Genomic DNA, 19,881 nt, shown 5'->3' with positions numbered 1-19,881 from the left:
CTCCCGCCCCCGTCCTGTCTTGTGCCCCCGCCCCGTCTCCCGCCGCCGTCCTGTCTTGTGCCCCCGCTCTTCCGTTCCCATAACTCCCATAATTCCCATAATTCCCATCGCTCCCACCCCCCCCACCCATCACTTCCCCTGCTGCCCGAACCCCGAAGACCCCGATCGCGGCGAGGTCCCCTCCCGCATTGACAGCCCGGCTCCTTTCGGGTATGGTGGGCCGACACCGACCGAGGAGGAAACGCATGTTCAAGGTCAACGAGTATTTCGGCGGAAACGTCAAATCCATCGCCTTCGCCGCGGCGGGCGGCCCGGCCACCGTGGGGGTCATGGCCCCCGGCGAATACGAGTTCGGCACCTCCACCCTGGAGATCATGAAGGTGGTCTCGGGGGAACTGGTGGTGAAGCTCCCCGGGAGCGAGACCTGGGAGACCTTCGCGGCCGACGCCGAGTTCACGGTGGCCGCGGGCGTGAAATTCCAGCTCCGGGTGGCGGTGGACACGGCCTACCTCTGCCTCTACCGCTGACGGAGTGCGGCCGCCGGCTGTCGAGCGGCCGCTTTGTCGCGACCCCGGCTTCACCGGGGTGCATCCGGGAGGATTGAGCCGCGCAAGCTGAAGCTTGTGCCACCACTTCGGGCTCGCTGCCGCAGGCCTGAGACGTCCCTGCCATGATCAACGTCAACGATACCCTGGAACTCCCCGACGACGCCGTGGAGCTGTCCGCCTCGCGAAGCGGCGGTCCCGGCGGCCAGCACGTCAACAAGACCAGCACCCGGGTGACCCTGCGCTTCGACGTGGCGGGGAGCCCCCACCTCGGCGAGGCCCAGCGCGCCGTCCTCCGGGAGCGGCTGGCCTCCCGCCTGACGGTGGAGGGCGTCCTGGTCCTGCACGCCTCCGAGTTCCGGAGCCAGCACCAGAACCGGGAGGGCGTCCTGGCGCGCTTCGCCGCCCTCCTGGCCGCGGCCCTGCGCCCCCGCCGGCCCCGCCGGGCCACGGCCGTGCCGCGGTCCTCACGGGAGGGGCGCCTGGTGGAAAAGCGCCGCCGCGCCGCCGTCAAGGCCGGCCGTCGGAGGGAAACCCCGGAGTGATTCCCGCCGCCGTCGCGGGCTTTTAGCGCCCGGACCGGCCGGCCGTTTCCCGCGGCCGGGTTCGGCACTTTCCACCGGCCCTGTCGGACGGATCGGTCGGATCCGACCGATCCGTCCGATCCGTTTCCGTGTTCACGGGCGGCGCCCCCCCGAAACTGGTCTTTTTTCCCAGTCGATCTGGGGTTTTTCTCACTACCGCGCCGCTTCCCGTCCCTTTACACTGATGTCAATGGGAAAGCTCTTTCCGGGCCATGATCGCAGCCGCCGACCGGTTTGGGGACCGGCCGGGCGATGCCGGCAGGAAGCATCCCAGATCATTTCATTTTCAAGGAGTTGGTTATGCGTCACGCCGGATTCACCTGGAAGCGATGCGTTTTCACGGTGCTCACCCTGGCCCTCCTCCCCTCCCTCCTCCACGCCGCCTGGCTGCGGAATGTCCCGGTGACCCTCGAACAACCCGACGGCAAGGTCGTCCACTGCTTCGCCAGCGGGGACGAACACCTCAACTGGCTGCACGACGCCCGGGGCCACATCATCGTGCAGCACCCCGAGAACGGGTACTACCTCTTCGCCGCCCTGGTGGACGGAGCGCTGCAGCCCACCGACGCGGTGGTGGGCGACAGCCGCCTGAAGGACCGGGACCTCGAGGCGGCGGGCGTCCGGCCTTTCGCGATCAGCGAGGTCACGGCGCGGCCGGCCATGGGCGCCAAGTTCGCCTCGGGCTCCCCCTGGCAGCCCGCCCAGATCATGGCGGCGCCCAAGACGGGGACCCTCAACAACCTGGTCGTCTACATCCGCTTCAGCGGGGAGGCGGAGTTCACGGACACCCGGGCCTTCTACGCCGACCTGTTCAACAAGAGCACGGCCGGCTCCAACTCCATGATCAATTATTTCAAGGAGGTGTCCTACAACACCCTGACGGTGAGCACCACCTTCTACCCCACGACGGCGGGCGCCACGGTGGTGTCCTACCAGGACGCCTACGCCCGCTCCTACTACCAGCCCTACAACGCCACCACCAACCCCGGCGGCTACAAGACGGACGCCGAGAGCACCGCCCGTGAGCACGCCCTCCTCAAGCGGGCCGTGGACGCCGTCGCCTCGCAGGTGCCCTCCGGGCTCGTCATCGACGGGAACAACGACGGCCAGGTGGACAACGTCTGCTTCATCATCAAGGGCGACCCCGGCGGCTGGAGCGACCTGCTGTGGCCCCACATGTGGTCGCTTTACAGCGTCAACGCCACCATCAACAACAAGCGGGTCTACACCTACAACTTCCAGCTCCAGAACGCCCTGAAATCCAGCGGGGTGGGGGTCCTGTGCCACGAGATGTTCCACTCCATCGGCGCCCCGGACCTGTACCACTACTCCTACGACGGCCTCGTGCCGGTGGGCCCCTGGGACCTCATGGAGCAGGACGCCAACCCGCCCCAGCACATGGGCGCCTACATGAAGTTCCGCTACGGCAACTGGATCGCCTCCATCCCCGAAATCACCACCAGCGGCACCTACGTCCTCAACCCGCAGACGTCCTCCACCGGGAACTGCTACAAGATCAAGTCGCCCAACACCACCTCCCAGTACTTCGTCCTGGAGTACCGCAAGCGGAGCGGGACCTTCGAGGCGGGCCTCCCCGGGGACGGCCTGCTGATCTACCGGGTCAACACCGCCGCCGACGGGGACGGCAACGCCGACGGCCCGCCGGACGAGCTCTACCTCTATCGCCCGGGCGGCACCACCTCCGCCAACGGCACCGTCACCAGCGCGCATTTCTCGGAAGGCACGGGCCGCACCGCCTTCAACGACAATTCCAGCCCGGCCTGCTTCCTGGCGGACGGGAGCAAGGGCGGGCTCGATATCTCCGCCGTTTCCACGGCGGGCACGACGATCTCCTTCTACGTGAACGTCGGGGGCGCCAAGGGGATCACCGTGACGGCCCCCAACGGGGGCGAGAGCTGGGCCGCGGGGAGCCAGCAGCAGATCCGGTGGACCGCCACCGGGCTCACGGGCAATGTCACGATCGACCTGTACAAGGGAGGGGTTTTCAAGCAGAACATCGGGTCGGCCACCGCGACCGCCGGGTCCTTCACCTGGTCGCTGCCGGCGACGCTGGCTGCGGGGACCGACTACAAAGTCCGCATCTACCAGGGGAGCGTCACCGACGATTCCAACGGGGCGTTCACCGTCACCACCCAGCCCGTGACCACGCTGGCCGCCGCCCTCGACAACGCCGCGCTCGCCTGGACCACGGGCGGCAACTCCAACTGGGCCGGCCAGACCGCCGTCTCCTACTACGGCGGCTCGTCCGCCCGCAGCGGGCTGGTCTCGCACAGCCAGAGCACCTACCTGCAGACCACCGTCACCGGCCCCGGCACCCTGTCCTTCTACTGGAAAGTCTCCTCGGAGTCGGGGTACGACTACCTCAGCTTTTACGTGGACGGGGTCCAGAAGGACCGGGTCAGCGGGGAAGTCAACTGGGCGCTGAAGAGTTATGCCCTGGCTTCCGGCACGCACACCCTCAAGTGGACCTACGGCAAGGACGGTTCGGTCAGCGCCGGGTCCGACGCGGGCTTCGTGGACAAGGTGACCTGGTCGGCGTCGGCGACCCCGGTCATCACCGTCACGGCCCCCAACGGCGGCGAGAGCTGGACCCGCGGGTCGTCCCAGACCCTCCGCTGGACCGCCGTCAACGTGACGGGCACCGTGACCCTCGACCTCTACAAGGGCGGGGCGTACCTTCAGAACCTGGGCACCGCGACCGCCGCCGCGGGCTCCTTCGCCTGGACCGTCCCCACGGGCCTCACGGCGGGGTCCGACTACAAGGTGCGGGTCTACCAGGGCGCCACGTCCGATTACTCCGACGCCTACTTCTCCGTCACCAGCCCGGCCGGGATGACGCTGGCCGAGGCCCTGGACTACGCGGGCGTGGTCTGGAGCACCGGGGGCGGCGCCACCTGGGCCGGCCAGACCACCACGTCCTACTACGGCGGCGATGCCGCGAAGGCGGGGACCGTCGGCAACGACCAGAACAGCCTCCTGCAGGCCACGTTCGCCGGGCCGGGGACCGTGCGTTTCTGGTGGAAGGTGTCCTCCGAACAGGACTACGACTTCCTGGCCCTGTACATCAACAACCAGCTCTACGCCTACATCAGCGGTTCCACCAGCTGGGCGCAGAAGGCCTACACGCTGCCGGCCGGCAACTACGTGTTCCAGTGGTACTACATGAAGGACGAGTCCTATGCGAGCGGCTCCGACACCGGCTGGGTGGACAAGGTGGAGTTCATCCCCTCGTCACCGGCGCCGGCCTGGGGCTCTGCCGGGGAAGAGGTGGCCCCCGAGATGCCGTGGCAGATCTCTTCCGACGGTGTCAATCCCGGCACTCCGGAACGACGGGACACCGAATGAACTGAATTGGAAACCTTCTGAAGTCACAACCCTGCGGGGACGGCCATCCGTCCCCGTTTTTTTATCTCCGCAAAAACACCCGCGCAGGCTGAAGCCCAATGTCACTGGCTTTTCGCTTCGTTCCAGCATGAAAGTGTCGGGCACCGGAGAGGTTCAACCCCGTTGCGTCAGTCTATTGTTTGCTCACTCAAGGGATGTGTAATTCTATCCCGCAGGGATAGAAGAGATTAGCCGGCGGGTGCTCCCCCGGCAGGGGGTGCTCCCGCCGGGGAGGCCGCCGTTATCCCTGAGGGCGCCCTGGAGGGGAGCCGGATGTCCTGCGGGCAATTTTCCTGCGCCGCCTCCGGGGCGCATTGAGGTTCCCACGGGCCGTCCCGGCCCGGGCGGGTGTGGATCTGTAGAGGGTCGAGGTGCGCAAGACCCGCGCCGGGACGGCGCGTGCGACCCGGGACGGCGGATGCGAACAGGTTGCTTGAGGGGGTGGGTTGAAAGCGGCAGTTCGAAGACTTCCCGAGCCAGAACCCCTGGCTGAGCGTCACGCGGTGGAGGGGTTGCTCATCGGAGAAGGAGTCGGGGAAGCCCGATCCCATGGTGAAGCTGCCGGCCGTGACCCGAATCAATGGGAGGACGACGTGGACGACCCGCTTCCCGAACAGGGGGCCGAGGTCCACGGTCCCTTCCAGAACCGCTTCCCGCTCCCTGGCCCCGTCGGTGTTCAGCCGGTTTTCCCGGTCGAATCGGGGCACGATCACCCCCCGTGCCGGCGCCAGAACTCGGCGGGGCTCACAATTGGATAACGGCCGGCCAGAGCCAGAAGATCGGCATCGCCGGTGACGAGGTAGTCAGCCCGGGACGCCAGCAGGGTGCCGAGAACCGGGAGGTCATCCCCGTTTCGGAGATCGCCGTTCTCGGCTTGGACCGGCTCGATCAGGTCGGCCTCGAAGGCGAGGATGTCCAGGAGGTCCTCGAAATCGGAGGGGCCCCAGTTCAGACGGTGATTCAATCGCGGCAGGACCCTCGACAACTCATCCAGGATGAATCGGGAGAGGATGACTTCGATTCCGCCTTGTCGCCAGGTCTCCAGAATCCGGCCGGGGATACTGCCGGGATAGGCCAGACCCGACACGAGTACGTTGGTGTCCAGAACCACACGAAGAGCGGACACGGTCAACGCCTCGGCCGACCGGCGTGGCGGGCCTTCGATTCAGCTCGGACAGCCGCAGCCGCCTGTTCGATTTCCCGTGTCCCTTCATCGGCCGGGACATCCGCGAAAGCAGCGGCCAGACGAGAGGCAAGAGCGTCGAAGCGCTCGCGCATGCGACGGATCCGCTCGAAAAGGGCCGAATCGATCAGAACCGCCACCGGTCGCCCGTCCTTGCTGATGACGATGCTGTCGTGGCGGTATTGGACCTGGTTGATCATTTCCCCCAGGTTCTGCCGGAACGTGACGGCATTGGTTTCGGTGACCATCGAAGCCTCCATAATGTTCATCATGATCATTATGATCTAAAGTCAGCGGATCGTCAATGCATTTGCAGACTCCTGCCCCGAGACAGAGGACAGGAGTCTTGTCAACATATGTTTGCAAACGGGAACATTTCTTTGAATCGGGTTTCTACTTGTGGAAAGCGATTTCGAATCTCTTCCGCTTCGGTGGAAGAAATTTTGCAATCTTCCGGAGGCGTTCCTCTTTGATAGGCAATCGCAAGCAGTGCCGCCTTTGCTTCAATTGGAAAGGGCCAATCGGGCACAAAACCGATCACTTTGAAAATCCGGGTCATGGGTCCGTTGAAATCGAGCAAATCCACAAGCAAAGGCGAAACTTCAGAACTCATTACAAGGACGGACTCCACCCATCGGTGGAATTCGTTCAGCGTGATCGCTCCATGGAAGAGGCAAGCCACCGCGAAACCCAATTCGGACGAATCATTCCTGTTAAAACCTTTCATCAGTATCTCCCCGGACGGTTCCGCTCCATTACAGGTTTTTTTCCAAAGCGGCAGCTCGAGGACTTGCTGTCGCGCTCTCCAGTTAAACCTTTGCGACGGCGCTCCGGAAGCCTGCGCGCCTTTGCGTCGGCGAAATACAAAGCGGTGCCACGAAGCGTGTCACCGCACTCCAAAGCGGCAGTTCGAGGACTCACTGCCGCACTCCAAAGGGTCACTCCGCCGGGAGGCCGGGGTAGGCGATCATCCGCTCCTGGTCGGCCGAGAGGAGGAGGGCGTCCCCGATGAGGCCCCCCGACGCCTCCACGGCGATCCAGGCCAGGTCCGGAACCGTGGGGAACAGCGTCGCCGCGTCCACCTGGAGCTGGGCCCCGGCCGCCAGCGCGGCCGGCCAGGCGCCCCGTTCCGTACCGTCGGCGGCGAAGGCGCGGACCTGCACCTCGACGGGCAGCCCCGAGACGTTGGTCAGCCGCAGGCGCGTGCTGTTGCCGCCTGAGGTTCGGACCAGCGGGAAGACCAGTGTCCGGGCCGGCCACTCCTGGGCCGGCAGGCCGTCGAAGCGGAAGGGCCCGCCCCGCGACAGGAACAGCTCGAAGCCGAGGACCCGGCGTACCGCGGAGGCCTTGAGGTAACTCCCCGCCGGGTACTCGGCGCCGAGGACCGCCCAGATTTCCCGGGTGACCTGCTGCATGGGGTTGAGGCCCCAGTAGCCGGCGCCGATCCGCTCGCCGCCGGCACTGAAGACTTCGGCGGTGACGGTGACGGGCTCGGCGTCCAGGTTCACGAAGGTGACGCCGGTGTACCAGGCGGCGTTGTCCGGGACCTCGTTGTAGTAAAGGTGGTAGGGGAGGAGGTCCTCGCCGTTCAGCGGCGGAACCGGCGAATCCGGGAAGTGGGCGGCCAGGCCCGCGAGGCCGTGGTCGTCCCACTTGCCGAAGAGTTCGAAGCCCGTCAGCGGGCCGTCCGCCGCCACCCGCATGAAGCGGATGGCCCCGGGGTCGCCGACGCCGGGAAAGGCCTCGCCCACCAGCCGGACGTACTTCCCCCGGGCCGGGATCGGCACGGTGACGGCGCCCAGCGGGGCGCCGTCCTCGGAGAAGGCCTCCAGGACGGCCTGCACGTTTTCCGTCCCCGGGTTGACCAGCGTGATCCCGGTGTAGTAGGAACCGCTGCCCGCCGGGGAGACGTAGACGTAGGGGAAGACCAGCCGGGGCCACGCGTCGGGCCCGATGGGCAGGGCGGTCGCCGCCAGCCCGTCGCGGGTGCCGAACTCGCAGAGCCCCCGCAGGGTCGCCAGCGGGATCACCCGGACCCACAGGTCGTGCGCCAGGCTTTCCGCCGAGAAGAGGCTCGCCGCGTCGGCGGAGAAGAGCCCGCCCGGCGGCAGCGCCGGGACCGGCACCGTCTCCAGGAGGGCGCCCCCGGCGTCGAAGGCCTCCAGGGTCGCCCCGCCGGCGCGGTCGCCGGTGTTGAGGAGGTGGATCCGCGTCCACCAGAGGTCGGTGGAGGCCACGTGGGCGCAGAAGACGGGCCGGGAGATCTCCTGGACGAGGGTGTCGGAGCCGGAGGCGTTGAAGTTGCCGTCGCCCGCGTAGGACGCGGTCATCGGGTGCCGGCCCGGGGCGAGGTCGTCAGTGGTCCACGCGGCCGAGCCGTGGTCGAGGGTGAGGGTCTGCAGGAGCTCCGGGCCGTCCCGGAGTTCCACCGTCCCCGTGGGGACGCCCGCCCCGGGGGCGACGGCGGCGACGCTCACGGTGAAGGTCACCGCGTCGCCCGTCTCCGCGGGGTTGCGGGAGGACGCGAGGGTCGTGGCGGTGTCGGCCTTTTCCACGGTCTGCACCGCCTCGGGCGAGACGCTGGGGTTGAAGGAGGCGTCCCCCTCGTAGTGGGCCGTCAGGGCGTTCACGCCCACCGGCAGGGACGCCGTGGTGAAGGCGGCCGTCCCGCCGGGGCCCACCGCGATGGCCCCTATGGGCGTGGCGCCGTTCAGGAAGGTGACGGTCCCCGAGGGTGTCCCCGCACCCGGCGCGGTGACGGTGACGGACGCCGTGAGGGTCACGGGCTGGCCGAAGCGGGAGGGGTTCGGCGCCGGGGTCAGCGCGGTGGCCGTGTCGGCCCTGAGGACGGTCTGACCGCCCGCCAGGGTCCCCGTGCTCCCGGCGTAGTTGGGGTCGGCCCCGGGGAGGTACTCGGCGGTGATGACGTGGCTGCCCGCCGCCAGGGTGGCGACCGTCAGGGCGGCCGTAGCGCCCGTCAGCGGGACCGGGGCGGCGAGGTCCGACCCGTCCGAACGGAACTGGACCGAGCCGGTCGGAACTCCCGGGACCGCGGTCACCGTTACGGTGAAGGTCACGGGCTGGCCGAAGACGGAAGGGTTGGGCGCGGCCGCCACCGCCGTCGTGGTCGGGGCCCGGTTCACCGTGTGGGCCAGGGGGGCCGACGCGGAGGGGGCGTGGTTCGGCGTCCCGGCGTAGATCGCCGTCAGGGTGTGGACGCCGCCGGTGAAGGCGGTTGTCGTGAGCGTTGTCGCTCCGCTGCCGTCGAGAGTGCCCGTCCCGAGCGGCATGCCACCGTCATAGAAGGCCACGGTCCCCGCCGGCGTCGGCGTCGGCGAGGTCACCACCGCCGTCAGGGTCACCAGGCCGCCGTAGACGGAGGGGTTGGGCGCCGAGGCGAGGCTCGTTGCGGTGGGGGCGGGGTTGACCAGATGGCTCAGCGGGGCCGAGGCGGAAGGCTGGTGGTCGGAACTGCCGGAATAGGCGGCGGTGAAGACGTGGGGCCCGCCGGGGGGCGAGGGGATGACCAGCACGGCGGTGCCCCCCGCCAGGGGCGACGACCCGAGGACCACGGCCCCCTCGGTGAAGGTGACCGTTCCCGCGGGCGTCCCGGCTCCGGAACCAACCACCGCCGTCAGGGTGACGGCATCGCCATAAATGGAGGGGTTGGGGGCCGAGGAGAGGCTCGTCGTGGTGGGGGCGGGATTTACCACGTGGGTCACGGGGGCGGAGGTGGAGCCCTGGTAGCCGGCGGCCCCGTCGTAGACGGCGGTGAGGGTGTGGCTGCCGCCCGCCAGGAGGGTCGTGGTAAAGGTGGCGGTCCCTCCGGACAGCGGGCCGGTCCCGATCTCGACGGCGCCGTCGAGGAAGCGGACGGTCCCGGGCGGCGGGCCGAAGGCGGAGGTGAGCGTGGCCGTCAGGGTGACGGTATCGCCGTAGACGGAGGGGTTGGGCGCCGAGGCCAGGACGGTGGTGGTGAGGGCCGTGGCGGCGTAGTCCTGGTTCGGCTGGTCCACGGCGACGTTCGCGTAGGACCGGCTGGCCGGGGTGAAAAAGTACCCCGCCAGGGCCGGGGTGACCGTCCCTGTCCAGTCATGGGGCAACACGGCACTGTACAGGCCGGACGCGTTGGTGGTGACGGTCCCCGGCAGGCCGGCCATGGCCACGCTGGCGACCCCCGCGCCGTCCAGGCGGACGGCCCCGGAGATCACGGGGTAGGGGATGACGGTCAGGACGAGGGACCCGTCGGCCGGGCCGGCGCCCGAGGCGTCCCGGATCCGCACCGCCACGGTTTCGGTCACGGCGTTGTCCGGCACCGGGAGGAAGGCGACGTCCGCCAGGGCGGCGTTGACGTCCGCCACGGGCCCGGTGACGACCCACCGCCCCGATGCCGGGTCGTAGGTCTCGCCGTGCCCGCTGCCCGTCGACAGGCTCCCGAGGGACGGGTCCGCCAGGGTCAGGACGGCGGCGATTCGCTCGCAGAAGTCGGCGTCCGTCACGACGATGTCGTCCAGGGGGACGGAGACCGCGCCCTGGAGGTAGGCGTGGCTCTGGTTCGTCAGGGTGGCGGTGGGCGCCGTGTTCAATTTAAGGACGGCCACCCCGCTGGAAAGGCCCAGGCCGGTGACGACCGACGCTGCCCCCGAGCCGTCGAAGCCGACGCGGGCGATGCTGCCGCCGCGGGTCTCGTAGTAGAGCGTTTCGGCCGCGGGGTTTAAGGCTACGTACCCCACCGAGGGCCCGAGCCCCGCGAGGAGGGTCTCCAGGCCGGCGCCGTCCGGGTTGACCCGCCCGATCACCCCGGTGACGGGGTCGGAGAAGCAGAGCTTGCCGTTCCGGTTGTCCAGGGCGAGGCCGAAGGGGCCCCCCAGGCCGGAGGCGAGGACGTCCTGCAGGTCGGTGCCGTCGAGGCGGGCGCTGCGGATGCGACCGTCGGACCGGGTGAAATAGAGCCGCCCCGCCAGCGTGTCGAGGGCGATCCCCGAAGCGCCGGTTTCGAGGAGCACGTCCACGGGGCCCGTACCGTCGGTGTTCGCGTGGTGCACGCCCACGGCATCGGTCCAGTACAGCTTGCCGGCGGCGGGGTCGACGGCCAGGGCCACCGGTGCGGACAGGCCGGTGAGGAGAGTCTCGGGGCCCGTGCCGTCGAGGTTCGCCCGGCGGAGGGCGCCCGCGGCGGGCTCGATCCAGTACGCCTTGGCGCCGGTGCCGTCCAGGGTGACGGCCCGGGGCGCGGCGAGCCCGGAGAGGACGGTCTCCACGGAGGTGCCGTCCGCCTCGGCGCGCTGAAGGGTCCCGGCGGCCTCGTCGGTCCAGTAGAGCTTGTCGGCGGCAGTGGGCCGGACCGTGCGGGTGTTGTCGTCCCCGCGGCACTCGCAGACGGTCCCGGCCGGGTCCGCCTCGGCGGTGAAATCGGCCCCGCAGAGGGTGCAGTCGGGGAGCGTCGCCGAGGCGGGGAAGACCAGGGTCGTGCGGTCGCCCGCGGCCAGCGCGGCCACCGGTTGGTCGGCGAAGGCCAGTCCGGCGGTTGTGCTCAGGCGGACGGCGAAGGGCCCGGCGGGGCCGGTGCCGGCGTTGCGGACGGTGACGGAGGCCGAGCCGGACACGACGCCGCCGTCGCAGTGCAGGGCGCCGAGTTCGATGTCGGTCACGATGAGGTTCGGGAGGGAGAGCGCGACCGGTACGGGCCCGAGGGTGTTGTCGGTGTCGCTGCCTTCGCACAGCACGTTCCCGGGGTCCGCGACGGCGGTGAACTGCGGGTTTGCCGGGTCGCAGTCCACCGGCCAGTTGTCGAAGTAAAGGGTCTGGACGGCCCCGGCAGCCAGCGGCAGGGCCCCGCCCAGGGTGGTGAATGCGGCCGTCCGGGCGTGCCCGTCGTCGTCGGACAGGGCGACGTCGAAGTCGGCGGTCACGGGCGCCGCGCCGGTGTTCTCGATGCGCAGCGCCATCCGGAGCAGACCGTCCGCGGTGCACTGCCCCACCAGGTCGACCAGGCGGAGGTTGGGCGGCCCGTAGGAGGCGGTGCCGGTGTTGTCGTCGGGCGACAGTTCGCAGATCCCGCTGGTGGAGTCCGCGACGGCGGTGAAGTCGAGGGTGGCCGGGCTGCCGTCCGCCGGCCAGCCGGCGAAGGTCAGGGTCTGCGAGGCGCCGGCCGCCAGCGAGGCGACGGTCTGGGTGTCGGTGTGGCCGTCGTTGTCCGCCAGGCTGACGACGACGTTGGACGCGGCGCCGCAGCCGTTGTTGTCGATGACCACGTCGATGGAGAGCAGGCCGTCGGAGGCGCAGGACGGCGTGACGGAGACCACCCGGAGGTTCGGGGAGTTCATCGTGTAACTGCTGGTGGTCTGGTTGTTGGCGGCGGTGCACTCACAGAGTTCACTCTGCGAGTCCACGAGGGCCGTGATGGCCGGGAAGGCGCACACGTACGGCGTGGCCGTGAAATTACGGGTCCAGTTGAAGGTGACGGTGGCGCCGGAGCCGGGGGCCAACGGCAGGATTCCGCCAAGGTCGGCGTTGTAGTGCAGTTCCGAGGTCCAACCCTGGCCGTCGTCCACGCGGAGGTGGAAGTCGCTGTTGACGGCCTGGCCGCCGCGGTTGGTCACGGTCACGGCGAGGGTCCCGGTGACGACGCCGTCGGCCGTGCAGGACGTCGAAGCGACCACTCCCGACGCATCCAGGTCGTTGACGACGAGCTGGCCGGTTCCGGTGTTGTCGGCGCCGTTGCTCTCGCAGACCTGGTTCAGGGCGTCCAGGACACCGGTGAAGTTGACGGTCGCGGGGCTGCAGTCCACGGGCCAGCCGCTGAAGGTCACGGACTGCTGGGTCCCGGCGTTGATCGGCAGGGTCCCCCCCAGGCCGGTGAAAGCCATTTCGAGCAGGTGCCCGTCGTCGTCGGACAGGCGGATCACGAAGTCCGAATTGACGGCGGCGGCCCCGGAGTTCTCCACCTGGAGCCGGACCCGGAAATTGCCGTCCGCGACGCAGGCCGGGGTGACGGCCGCCAGGCGGAGGTTGGGCAGCCCGAGGGAGGCGGTGCCGGTGTTGTCGTCGGGCGACAGTTCGCAGATCCCGCTGGTGGAGTCCGCGACGGCGGTGAAGTCGAGGGTGGCCGGGCTGCCGTCCGCCGGCCAGTTGGCGAAGGTCAGGGTCTGCGAGGCGCCGGCCGCCAGCGAGGCGACGGTCTGGGTGTCGGTGTGGCCGTCGTTGTCCGCCAGGCTGACGACGATGTTGGACGCGGCGCCGCAGCCGTTGTTGTCGACGACCACGTCCACGGACAGAAGGCCGTCGGAGGCGCAGGACGGCGTCACGGAGACCACCCGGAGGTTCGGAAGGGTCATGTTGTAACTGCCCGTGGCCTGGTTGTTGGCGCCGGTGCACTCGCAAATGGCATTGGAGCTGTCCACCTCGGCGGTAAGGCCGGGGAAGGAGCACGTGTAGGGCGTGGCCGTGAAGTCCCGGTTCCAGTTGAAGGTCACGGTGTGGGAGTCGCCGGGGTTGAGGGGCAGGGGCCCACCCAGGTCGGCGCTGTAGAGCTGCTCGGAGGACCAGCCCCGCCCGTCGGCCACCCGGACGTGGAAGTCGCTGCCGACGGCCACGGGGCTGAAGTTGGCGAGGGTGACCGACACGGTCCCGCTCACCGAGCCGTCGGCGCTGCAGGACGCGTTCGCGTTCACCGAGACCGCGGCGAGGTCCGGGAGGCGGTAGGCGGGCGGGAGCGGCTCCGTCAGGCTGTGGCTGCCGCCGGCGCACTCGCAGATCGAACCCGACGGGTCCACCCCGGCGGTGAAGGCGCAGGTCCCGGCGGCGCAGGCCGTCCAGCTCCCGCCGGAAATCGGGAAGGTCGCCCAGGCGTTCGAGCCGGCCGGCACGGTGACGGCCTGGTCGGCGAAGGTCAGCCCGCAGTCGGACGACAGGGTGACCACGGCGTTGACGGCGATGGCGCACCCGGTGTTGTCGACGCGGACAAGGATGGTTCCGGAAAGCTGGTCGCCGGCGCAGGTCACGTTGGTGAAATCGAGGTCGGTCACGCTCAGGACCGGGTTTTCGTTTTTCAGCCAGATGCCGGTCGAGACGTTGTCGCCCTCGTTGCACTCGCAGACCGCGTTCCCCGCGTCCAGGGCGACGGTGAAACTGTAGGAGGAGGGCGGGGCGCAGAAGGTGCAGCCGGGTACCCATGCCGGCGACCAGGCGGGGCCGGGGATGACGAGGTCCAGGGTCTGCCCGGCGGCCAGGGTGGCGGGGCAGGTCCAGGTCCCGGTCCACCCCTTCCCGTCGGAGGCCTGGATCACGAAGGCGCTGCCGGTGCCCCCGTCCCCGGTGTTGACCACCTGGACGGCCAGGCTGCCGGTGAAGATCCCGTCGGACACGCAGGTGACCGAGGGCGTGACGGTCCCGACGGCCAGGTTGGGCAGCCGCAGGGTGGCCGTGGGAGCATACGCCCAGGTGTCGGCGATGCAGACGTAGTCCACGGTGGTGGTGGGGTCGCCGTCGATCGCGTCGCCGGCGGTGCCGCAGCCCCAGATGGCCCGGACGTCGTTCCGCCGCCGGGCGGCGGCGCAGTCGTTGCCCGCGGGATTCAGGGTCCCCGCCAGGGTGAGGACCCGGGAGGCGCCGGGGGCCAGGTTGTTGAACTCCCAGCCCCAGGCCCCGCCGCCGAGGGCCGTCAGGCCGGGGGAGGAGGCCCCCGGGTCCACGGTGATCCAGCTGCCGGGGGTGTCCTCGACCCGGATCACCTGGGCGTTGCCTGCCCCGGTGTTGGTGACGGTCAGGGTCCAGGCCTGCGGGGTGCCGCAGGCGACCTGGGAATCCAGGGGGGCCTGGGTGACGCTCAGGGCCGGGTAAAGCGCCGTGATCTCCCGGCTTCCGGAGGTCTGGTGCTGGGTGTCCCCGCAGCAATCGTAGCAGTAGACGGTGTATCCCAGGTCGGCGGTGGCGTAGCAGTTTGACTGGAGGCGGAACTTCAGCACCAGCGTGTCGTTGCCGCCGGCGGCCTGCAACACGTTGGCCAGGTTGTTTCCCTTGTCGGCGATGTCGTAGAAACGGAGCTGGTTCCCGACGAGGGTCGGGTCGCCGATGGGGGGGGCGGTGCACGTGTCGTCCGTTCCCACGCACGACTCGCTGGAGCCGGCGACGTAGGTCAGGCCGGGGGGGAGGGTGAACACGAGGTCGAGGTCCGTGGCGTCGGTGGGGCCGGTGTTGGCGAGGGTGAACCTCACCTCCGTCCCGTCGTTGCAGGCGTCGATGGACAACGGGGTGAGGCCGACAGAGAGGGTGGCGAGGGCCGGCTGGCGGGTCTCGGTGCGCACGAACTGCACCGGTGCCGGGGCCAGGCACAGGAGGTTGTCGGGCGGGTCAACCCCGGGCTTGGTGGCGGAGGAGCCGTCGGGAGCGCCGCAGCCCCACCACGCCCGCACCGTGTTGTCCAGGTCCGGGCTGCAAGGGGAGGCGTCCGTCGAGGCGACCAGTGTCAGCACCGCCGTGGCGCCGTGGGGAAGGTTCACCAGTTCCCAGGTCGTCACCTGGCCGACGTTGGTGCCGCTGTCCCCCGTGTAGGGCGGATCGCCCACCGAGGCGTTGTAGGTGTAAGCGGCATCCATCGTGTCCTCGACCCAGACGACGGGCAGGGTGTACCCGCTCCGGTTTTCCGCCGTGATCGTCCAGCTGACCGTCTCCCCGCACCCCACCGGGTCGTTGGCCCGGGTCTTGGTCACGCGGAGGTCCGGCGCATGGAACGCCACGGGGAAGACGCTGCCCGGGTTCGTGCTGACCTGCCCGCCGGGGTCCTCGTACTGGGTGGACACCGTGACGGTCCCGCCGGCGAAGGCGCAGGTCGCCGACAGGTCGGACTCGATCTCCAGGGTGTCCCCGGGGTTCAGGACGGCCATCGCCGGGATCTCGGACGAGGTCCAGCGCAGGGGGGAGACGGTGGGGTTGGGGTCGTAGGCGGCGTTCGGCCCGTTCCACGCCCCGGCGTTCAGACGCCAGCGGGTTGTGCCCGGTGTGTAGAGCAGCCCGGCTGGGAGGGTGTCCGTGACCTGGGCGTTGTAGCAGGTGGCCTGCCCGGCGTTCCGGAGGGTGATCATGGCCCCGGGTTGGCCGCAGGCATCGACGGGGGTGGTCACCACGGCGGTGTTCACCAGCAGTGGGGAGGGGATCTCCACCGAGGCGTGGCCCGTGACGGCCGCCTGGCAGTCGAGGGCCAGGCAGCCCCAGGACGCGCCCACGTCCAGGGTCAGGTTGGTGGTGTTCACCAGGAGCGCGTCGAAGGTGATCTCCCGGCGCTCCCCGGGCGCCATCGCGGCGACGGCGACGGTGGCGCCGTTGATGACGCCGCCGCCGTGGTTGAAGCCGGGGGTGACGGTGACGCCGGTCATGTCGTCGACGACGGCGGAGGCGTAAGAAAGCCCGGCGCCCAGGAGGTGGTCCGCCCAGACGTTGTAGGCCGTCCCCGCGCCCCGGTTGGTGACGGTGACCGTCCACCGGACGGAGCTGGCGGTCGCGTAGTAGACCTCCGGGGCGATCTCCACCGCGAGGGCGGCGCCCTGGATCGCGGCGGGGCTCGCGGACGCGGTGACGGCGCAGGTGTTGTCGCTGGTGGCGTCGTCGTGACAGCGGTCGTCGAAATACGCCGCGGCGTCGAGGGTGCCGGTGCCGGTGCACCGCTTCCGCACGTCGAACTGCAGGACGCTCATCTGCCCGGCCCCGTTGAAGCCGTCGGCGAAGGACCAGACGTAGTCGTTACCCACGAGGGCCGGCGTGCAGGAGGTGGGGGAAACGTTCCCGCTGCAGGTGACGGCCGCCGGGTTGACGAGGGCGTAGTTCAAGCCGGACAGCACCAGTCGCACGTCCCGGGGGTTGGCGTTTGTCGAGGCCTGGGTCAGGGCGAGGGTCACGGTCTGCGTCCGGCATTTGTCCATGACCAGGGGGAGGCCCGTCAGGGAGAGGGCCATGGCGGGCGCTTCCACCGAAACGGGGACGACCTCGTAAACGGTACCGTCGACCAGGCACTGGGAACCGCCTCCCGTCATGTGAAGGGCGGACCAGTCGTAGAAGGTCGCGCCCCCGCAGGCGGCGGCGGTGGCCTCGGTGACGGTGAGCCGGTAGGTGACGACCAGGACCTTCGCGTCCACCGACGTGGCGGAGCACCCCGAGAAGTCGAGGGTCAGCGGACCGCCGGGGGTGCTGTCGGTGAGGGTGACGCAACTGGTGACGTCGGAACCGTCGAACAAGACGGAGAGCGACCCGGGCACGTATCGCTGCTGGTGGTCGGCCGTCTCCGTGAACGTCAGGGCGTTGAGGTTGACGCCGGCGCCGGCTTCGAAGGCGTAGGTGTTGGTGTAGGTGATCTCGGCGCACCGTTCCGCCGTCGCCGGAACGGCGGTCTTGCTTGACGTGACCCGCTCGTCGCAGACGATGGCCGCGGTGTGCGACGCCGAGGCGCTGCGCGTGCAGCCGCAGCAGTCCGTGACGTCGGCGTTCACCGCGTTGGTGAAGGTGGTGAAGCAGTAGGTCTCGCACTCGGTGCGGGGGGGCGACTGAAGGACCAGGGTCGTGTTGAGGGAGGCGGGCGGGGTGTAGGTCCAGGTCACGGTCCCGCCGGCGCCGCCCGGCCCGGGGACCCAGGTCCCGCCGCCGGCGTCCACCACGGTGAAGCCCGTGGGGACGGTGTCCGTCACGGTGACGGCCCCGACGCTCCCGCTCCCGCAGTTAAGGCTGCCGCTGAACTGGGACACGACGTTGTACGCCACCATGGCGTCGATGGAGACGACGTCGGGCGCTCCGGAAAGGGTGAGGGTGAGGCCGGGCGCCCCCGTGGAAGAGCCGATCTGGCTCAGTTCGACCGGGGCGGAGAAGACCGCGTCGCACGCGTCGTGGTAGTGCGGCATCCAGAGCAGGGTCCGGGCGAGGTCCATTCCGGCGCACCAGGTCGCGGACTCCAGGGTGAACGTCAGGTCGATGTGCGCCCCCGCGGCGAGGTCGGGGAGTTCGAAGTACCCCCCGGCGTTGTAGGGCACGGACGAGGACGCCACGGTCAGGGGGCTGAAGTCCACGTGCAGCTCGACGTTCCGGGCGGCGCCGTCCCCGGTGTTGGTGACGGTCAGGGGGTGGGGGCCGGAGGTCTCGCAGTAGTTAGGCGTGATGTCCGGTGGCGTGAAGGCGAGGGAGGGGGTCCGGACGAGGCGTTGCACGGCGGCGGTGGCGGTCCCCCCGTCGACGGCGGTGTTGAAGCAGTCGGTGACGAGGTCGCAGCCCCATCGGACGTCGGAGGTGTTGTCGAGGTCGTCGCAGGCGGCCACGTTTGCCGTGAGGTCGAGGGTCACGATCTCGCCGGGGCTGAGGCTCGCCAGTTGCGGGACCTGGGCCGCGCCCCAGTTGGTGGTCTGCCCGGTGTTCGCCCCGGCGGGGGACGAGGACACGTACTGCAGCCCTGCCCCCAGCACGTCGGTGATCACCACGTTCCGGATGGTCCCGTAGCCGGTGTTTTCCACGGTGAGAGTCCAGGTCACGTCCTGGCCGACGGCCCGGGAGACCACGGCGGGGGTCTTCCGGATGGACACGGCGCCGGGGAGGACCTGGACGGCGCGCGAGCTTTCCTCGAAGGACGGCGTGCCGGCGATCAGGTAGTCCGCACGGGCGGCCAGGCTGCCCGAAACGGCCCCGCACCCGGTTTGCAGCGAGATGGAGAGGTTCAGCGTCTGGCCGTTGTCCAGGGTCAGGACCGTGCCGCACACGGAATCGAGGTCCCAGGTCAGCGTGGTCCCGGCAACGACGGGGTTCGCGGTGCAGAAGGGCGGGGCGCCGTTCACGTCGACGGCGGTGGTTCCGGCGAGGTAGGCGAAGCCGCTCAGTCCGGACAGGTTGACGCTCAGGACGAGGTGGGTCAACGGGTTCCCGGTGTTGTTGTGCAGGGAGAGGGTGTAGGCCCTGGACTCGCACAGGTTGATGGTGCCGTCACCGGTGACCGTCAGATCCTGGGCCGCCATGGGGGACAGCGTACCGAGCAGGATCCCAATCCAGAGGCAGAATCGGGTATTCATGACCACCTTCCTCGCGGTATTCTCGTTGCAGTTCCAGGAATGACGCGGTCGCAAAAAACCCGGATTCTAATCTCACAGAGGCACAAAGGCACGGAGAAGAATCATAAGAATTGTTGATTCTGTTGAATACGATTTGCATTTCTCCGTGCCTCAGTGCCTCTGTGAGCGAAAAAGGCGCTTTAGCGGCTGCGTTCTTACCAACATGTAGTCGTTTCCGGTTGCCTTCCCAGGCCACTTTCACCGTGCGAAGTCCCGGAGAAAGCCTTGACTCTTTGCTAGGACATCAAGAATGATTATACGCCGTTTCCCGATGGAACAGGGTGGATTATTCAAACCGGAAACGGCAAGTCAGGTGTTGTCCCGGCCCGGATCAACCGGAATGGAAGCACGGATGGACACGGATAGGCGGAAGAAGGAACGTCGAAATGCACGGAATACACGAACGACGAGTACAGAATTCAGAAAGCAGCAGACAGGAAGCCGGAGGCAGAAGACAAGGCGCCAGGAGGCCTGAGGTGGCGTTCGGCCGGTTCGTGGTGATCGGAGAAGGCGCTTCCCCGTGCCGCGGTGAAAGACATTCCGCAAGCTTTCTCCCGGAGGCGGGGCGACCCGGTGAAGTCAGGCTTTCGTGCCCCTTGGCCGCATCCCCGGAGATCCGTTTTTCTTTGCGAGCTTGGCGCCTTTGTGAGATCCAGATCCGGATCGGCTCTCGCCAAGGCACAAAGCTCGCAGAGGAGGACGGCATCCGCCGCAACTTCCGCCCCCGGCCGACGTTACAAGAGATCGATCCACCTGTCTTGCGCGATTTGGCAACGAGTTTACGTTGAACGAACCTCCGCGGTGTGCCACGAAGCGAGTCACCGCCGTGAAAAACGGGCGGATGCGCCTTTTCGGTTGACACGCCCCGGGGTTTCGATTACGTTTTATACTGCATCATTGAATCGGGGGCGGAGTCGCCGGGGAAGGGGTCGAATGCCGGCCCGGCGTGCGCACAAGTTCCGTGGAGGGGTCAGTGAAGCGTGAGAGGGATGAACACCCCTCGCGCTTCGGGCATCAGACTACCGTGGGCCGGGCGCGGAATTTGCCGAGCAACCTGGGACCTGGGTTCGCAAAAGCCCGGATTCGGC

Annotated in this window: 8 protein-coding genes; 3 read left to right on the top strand and 5 right to left on the bottom strand. The window is 68.9% G+C overall.

What is annotated here, in order from left to right; genetic code table 11:
- The first annotated feature begins 245 nt into the window (after window positions 1–245).
- The 3 genes from KA419_15895 (at window position 246) to KA419_15885 (ending at window position 4,495) form a co-directional block, all read left to right on the top strand.
- Window positions 246–527, top strand: a complete 282-nt coding sequence (locus tag KA419_15895; GenBank protein MBP7867415.1) for a pyrimidine/purine nucleoside phosphorylase — start codon at window positions 246–248, stop codon at window positions 525–527.
- 143 nt (window positions 528–670) lie between these two features.
- On the top strand, window positions 671–1,090 hold the full coding sequence (gene arfB / locus KA419_15890) for an aminoacyl-tRNA hydrolase (protein MBP7867414.1): 420 nt from the start codon (window positions 671–673) through the stop codon (window positions 1,088–1,090).
- 339 nt (window positions 1,091–1,429) lie between these two features.
- On the top strand, window positions 1,430–4,495 hold the full coding sequence (locus KA419_15885) for a M6 family metalloprotease domain-containing protein (GenBank protein ID MBP7867413.1): 3,066 nt from the start codon (window positions 1,430–1,432) through the stop codon (window positions 4,493–4,495).
- Between the two features lie 227 nt (window positions 4,496–4,722).
- On the opposite strand, the gene KA419_15880 is transcribed toward KA419_15885, so the two are convergent.
- The 5 genes from KA419_15880 to KA419_15860 all read right to left on the bottom strand — a co-directional run bounded on the left by KA419_15880 (window position 4,723) and on the right by KA419_15860 (window position 18,754).
- On the bottom strand, window positions 4,723–5,241 hold the full coding sequence (locus tag KA419_15880; protein MBP7867412.1) for a hypothetical protein: 519 nt from the start codon (window positions 5,239–5,241) through the stop codon (window positions 4,723–4,725).
- Window positions 5,242–5,243: 2 nt separating this feature from the next.
- On the bottom strand, window positions 5,244–5,660 hold the full coding sequence (locus KA419_15875; protein ID MBP7867411.1) for a putative toxin-antitoxin system toxin component, PIN family: 417 nt from the start codon (window positions 5,658–5,660) through the stop codon (window positions 5,244–5,246).
- A 2-nt stretch (window positions 5,661–5,662) separates the two neighbouring features.
- Window positions 5,663–5,965 carry a type II toxin-antitoxin system Phd/YefM family antitoxin gene (locus KA419_15870; GenBank protein ID MBP7867410.1) on the bottom strand — a complete coding sequence of 101 codons (303 nt, stop codon included), beginning with the start codon at window positions 5,963–5,965 and terminating at the stop codon, window positions 5,663–5,665.
- 101 nt (window positions 5,966–6,066) lie between these two features.
- A complete protein-coding gene (locus KA419_15865) occupies window positions 6,067–6,444 on the bottom strand; it encodes a hypothetical protein (protein ID MBP7867409.1) in 378 nt (125 codons plus the stop codon).
- 211 nt (window positions 6,445–6,655) lie between these two features.
- Window positions 6,656–18,754 (bottom strand): Ig-like domain repeat protein, encoded by a 12,099-nt coding sequence (locus KA419_15860; protein MBP7867408.1) that lies wholly within the window; start codon window positions 18,752–18,754, stop codon window positions 6,656–6,658.
- Window positions 18,755–19,881: the final 1,127 nt, after the last annotated feature.

This window comes from Acidobacteriota bacterium (genome assembly GCA_018001935.1).
GTDB lineage: Bacteria > Acidobacteriota > JAAYUB01 > JAAYUB01 > JAAYUB01 > JAGNHB01.
Note: the sequence above shows the minus strand (reverse complement) of the source record. Positions and strands in the feature narration are given on the sequence as shown.

Coding starts and splice junctions, on each gene's coding strand:
- arfB (MBP7867414.1), top strand. CDS start 671: ATGATCAACGTCAACGATACCCTGGAACTCCCCGACGACGCCGTGGAG.
- KA419_15860 (MBP7867408.1), bottom strand. CDS start 18,754: ATGAATACCCGATTCTGCCTCTGGATTGGGATCCTGCTCGGTACGCTG.
- KA419_15885 (MBP7867413.1), top strand. CDS start 1,430: ATGCGTCACGCCGGATTCACCTGGAAGCGATGCGTTTTCACGGTGCTC.
- KA419_15895 (MBP7867415.1), top strand. CDS start 246: ATGTTCAAGGTCAACGAGTATTTCGGCGGAAACGTCAAATCCATCGCC.
- KA419_15870 (MBP7867410.1), bottom strand. CDS start 5,965: ATGGTCACCGAAACCAATGCCGTCACGTTCCGGCAGAACCTGGGGGAA.
- KA419_15865 (MBP7867409.1), bottom strand. CDS start 6,444: ATGAAAGGTTTTAACAGGAATGATTCGTCCGAATTGGGTTTCGCGGTG.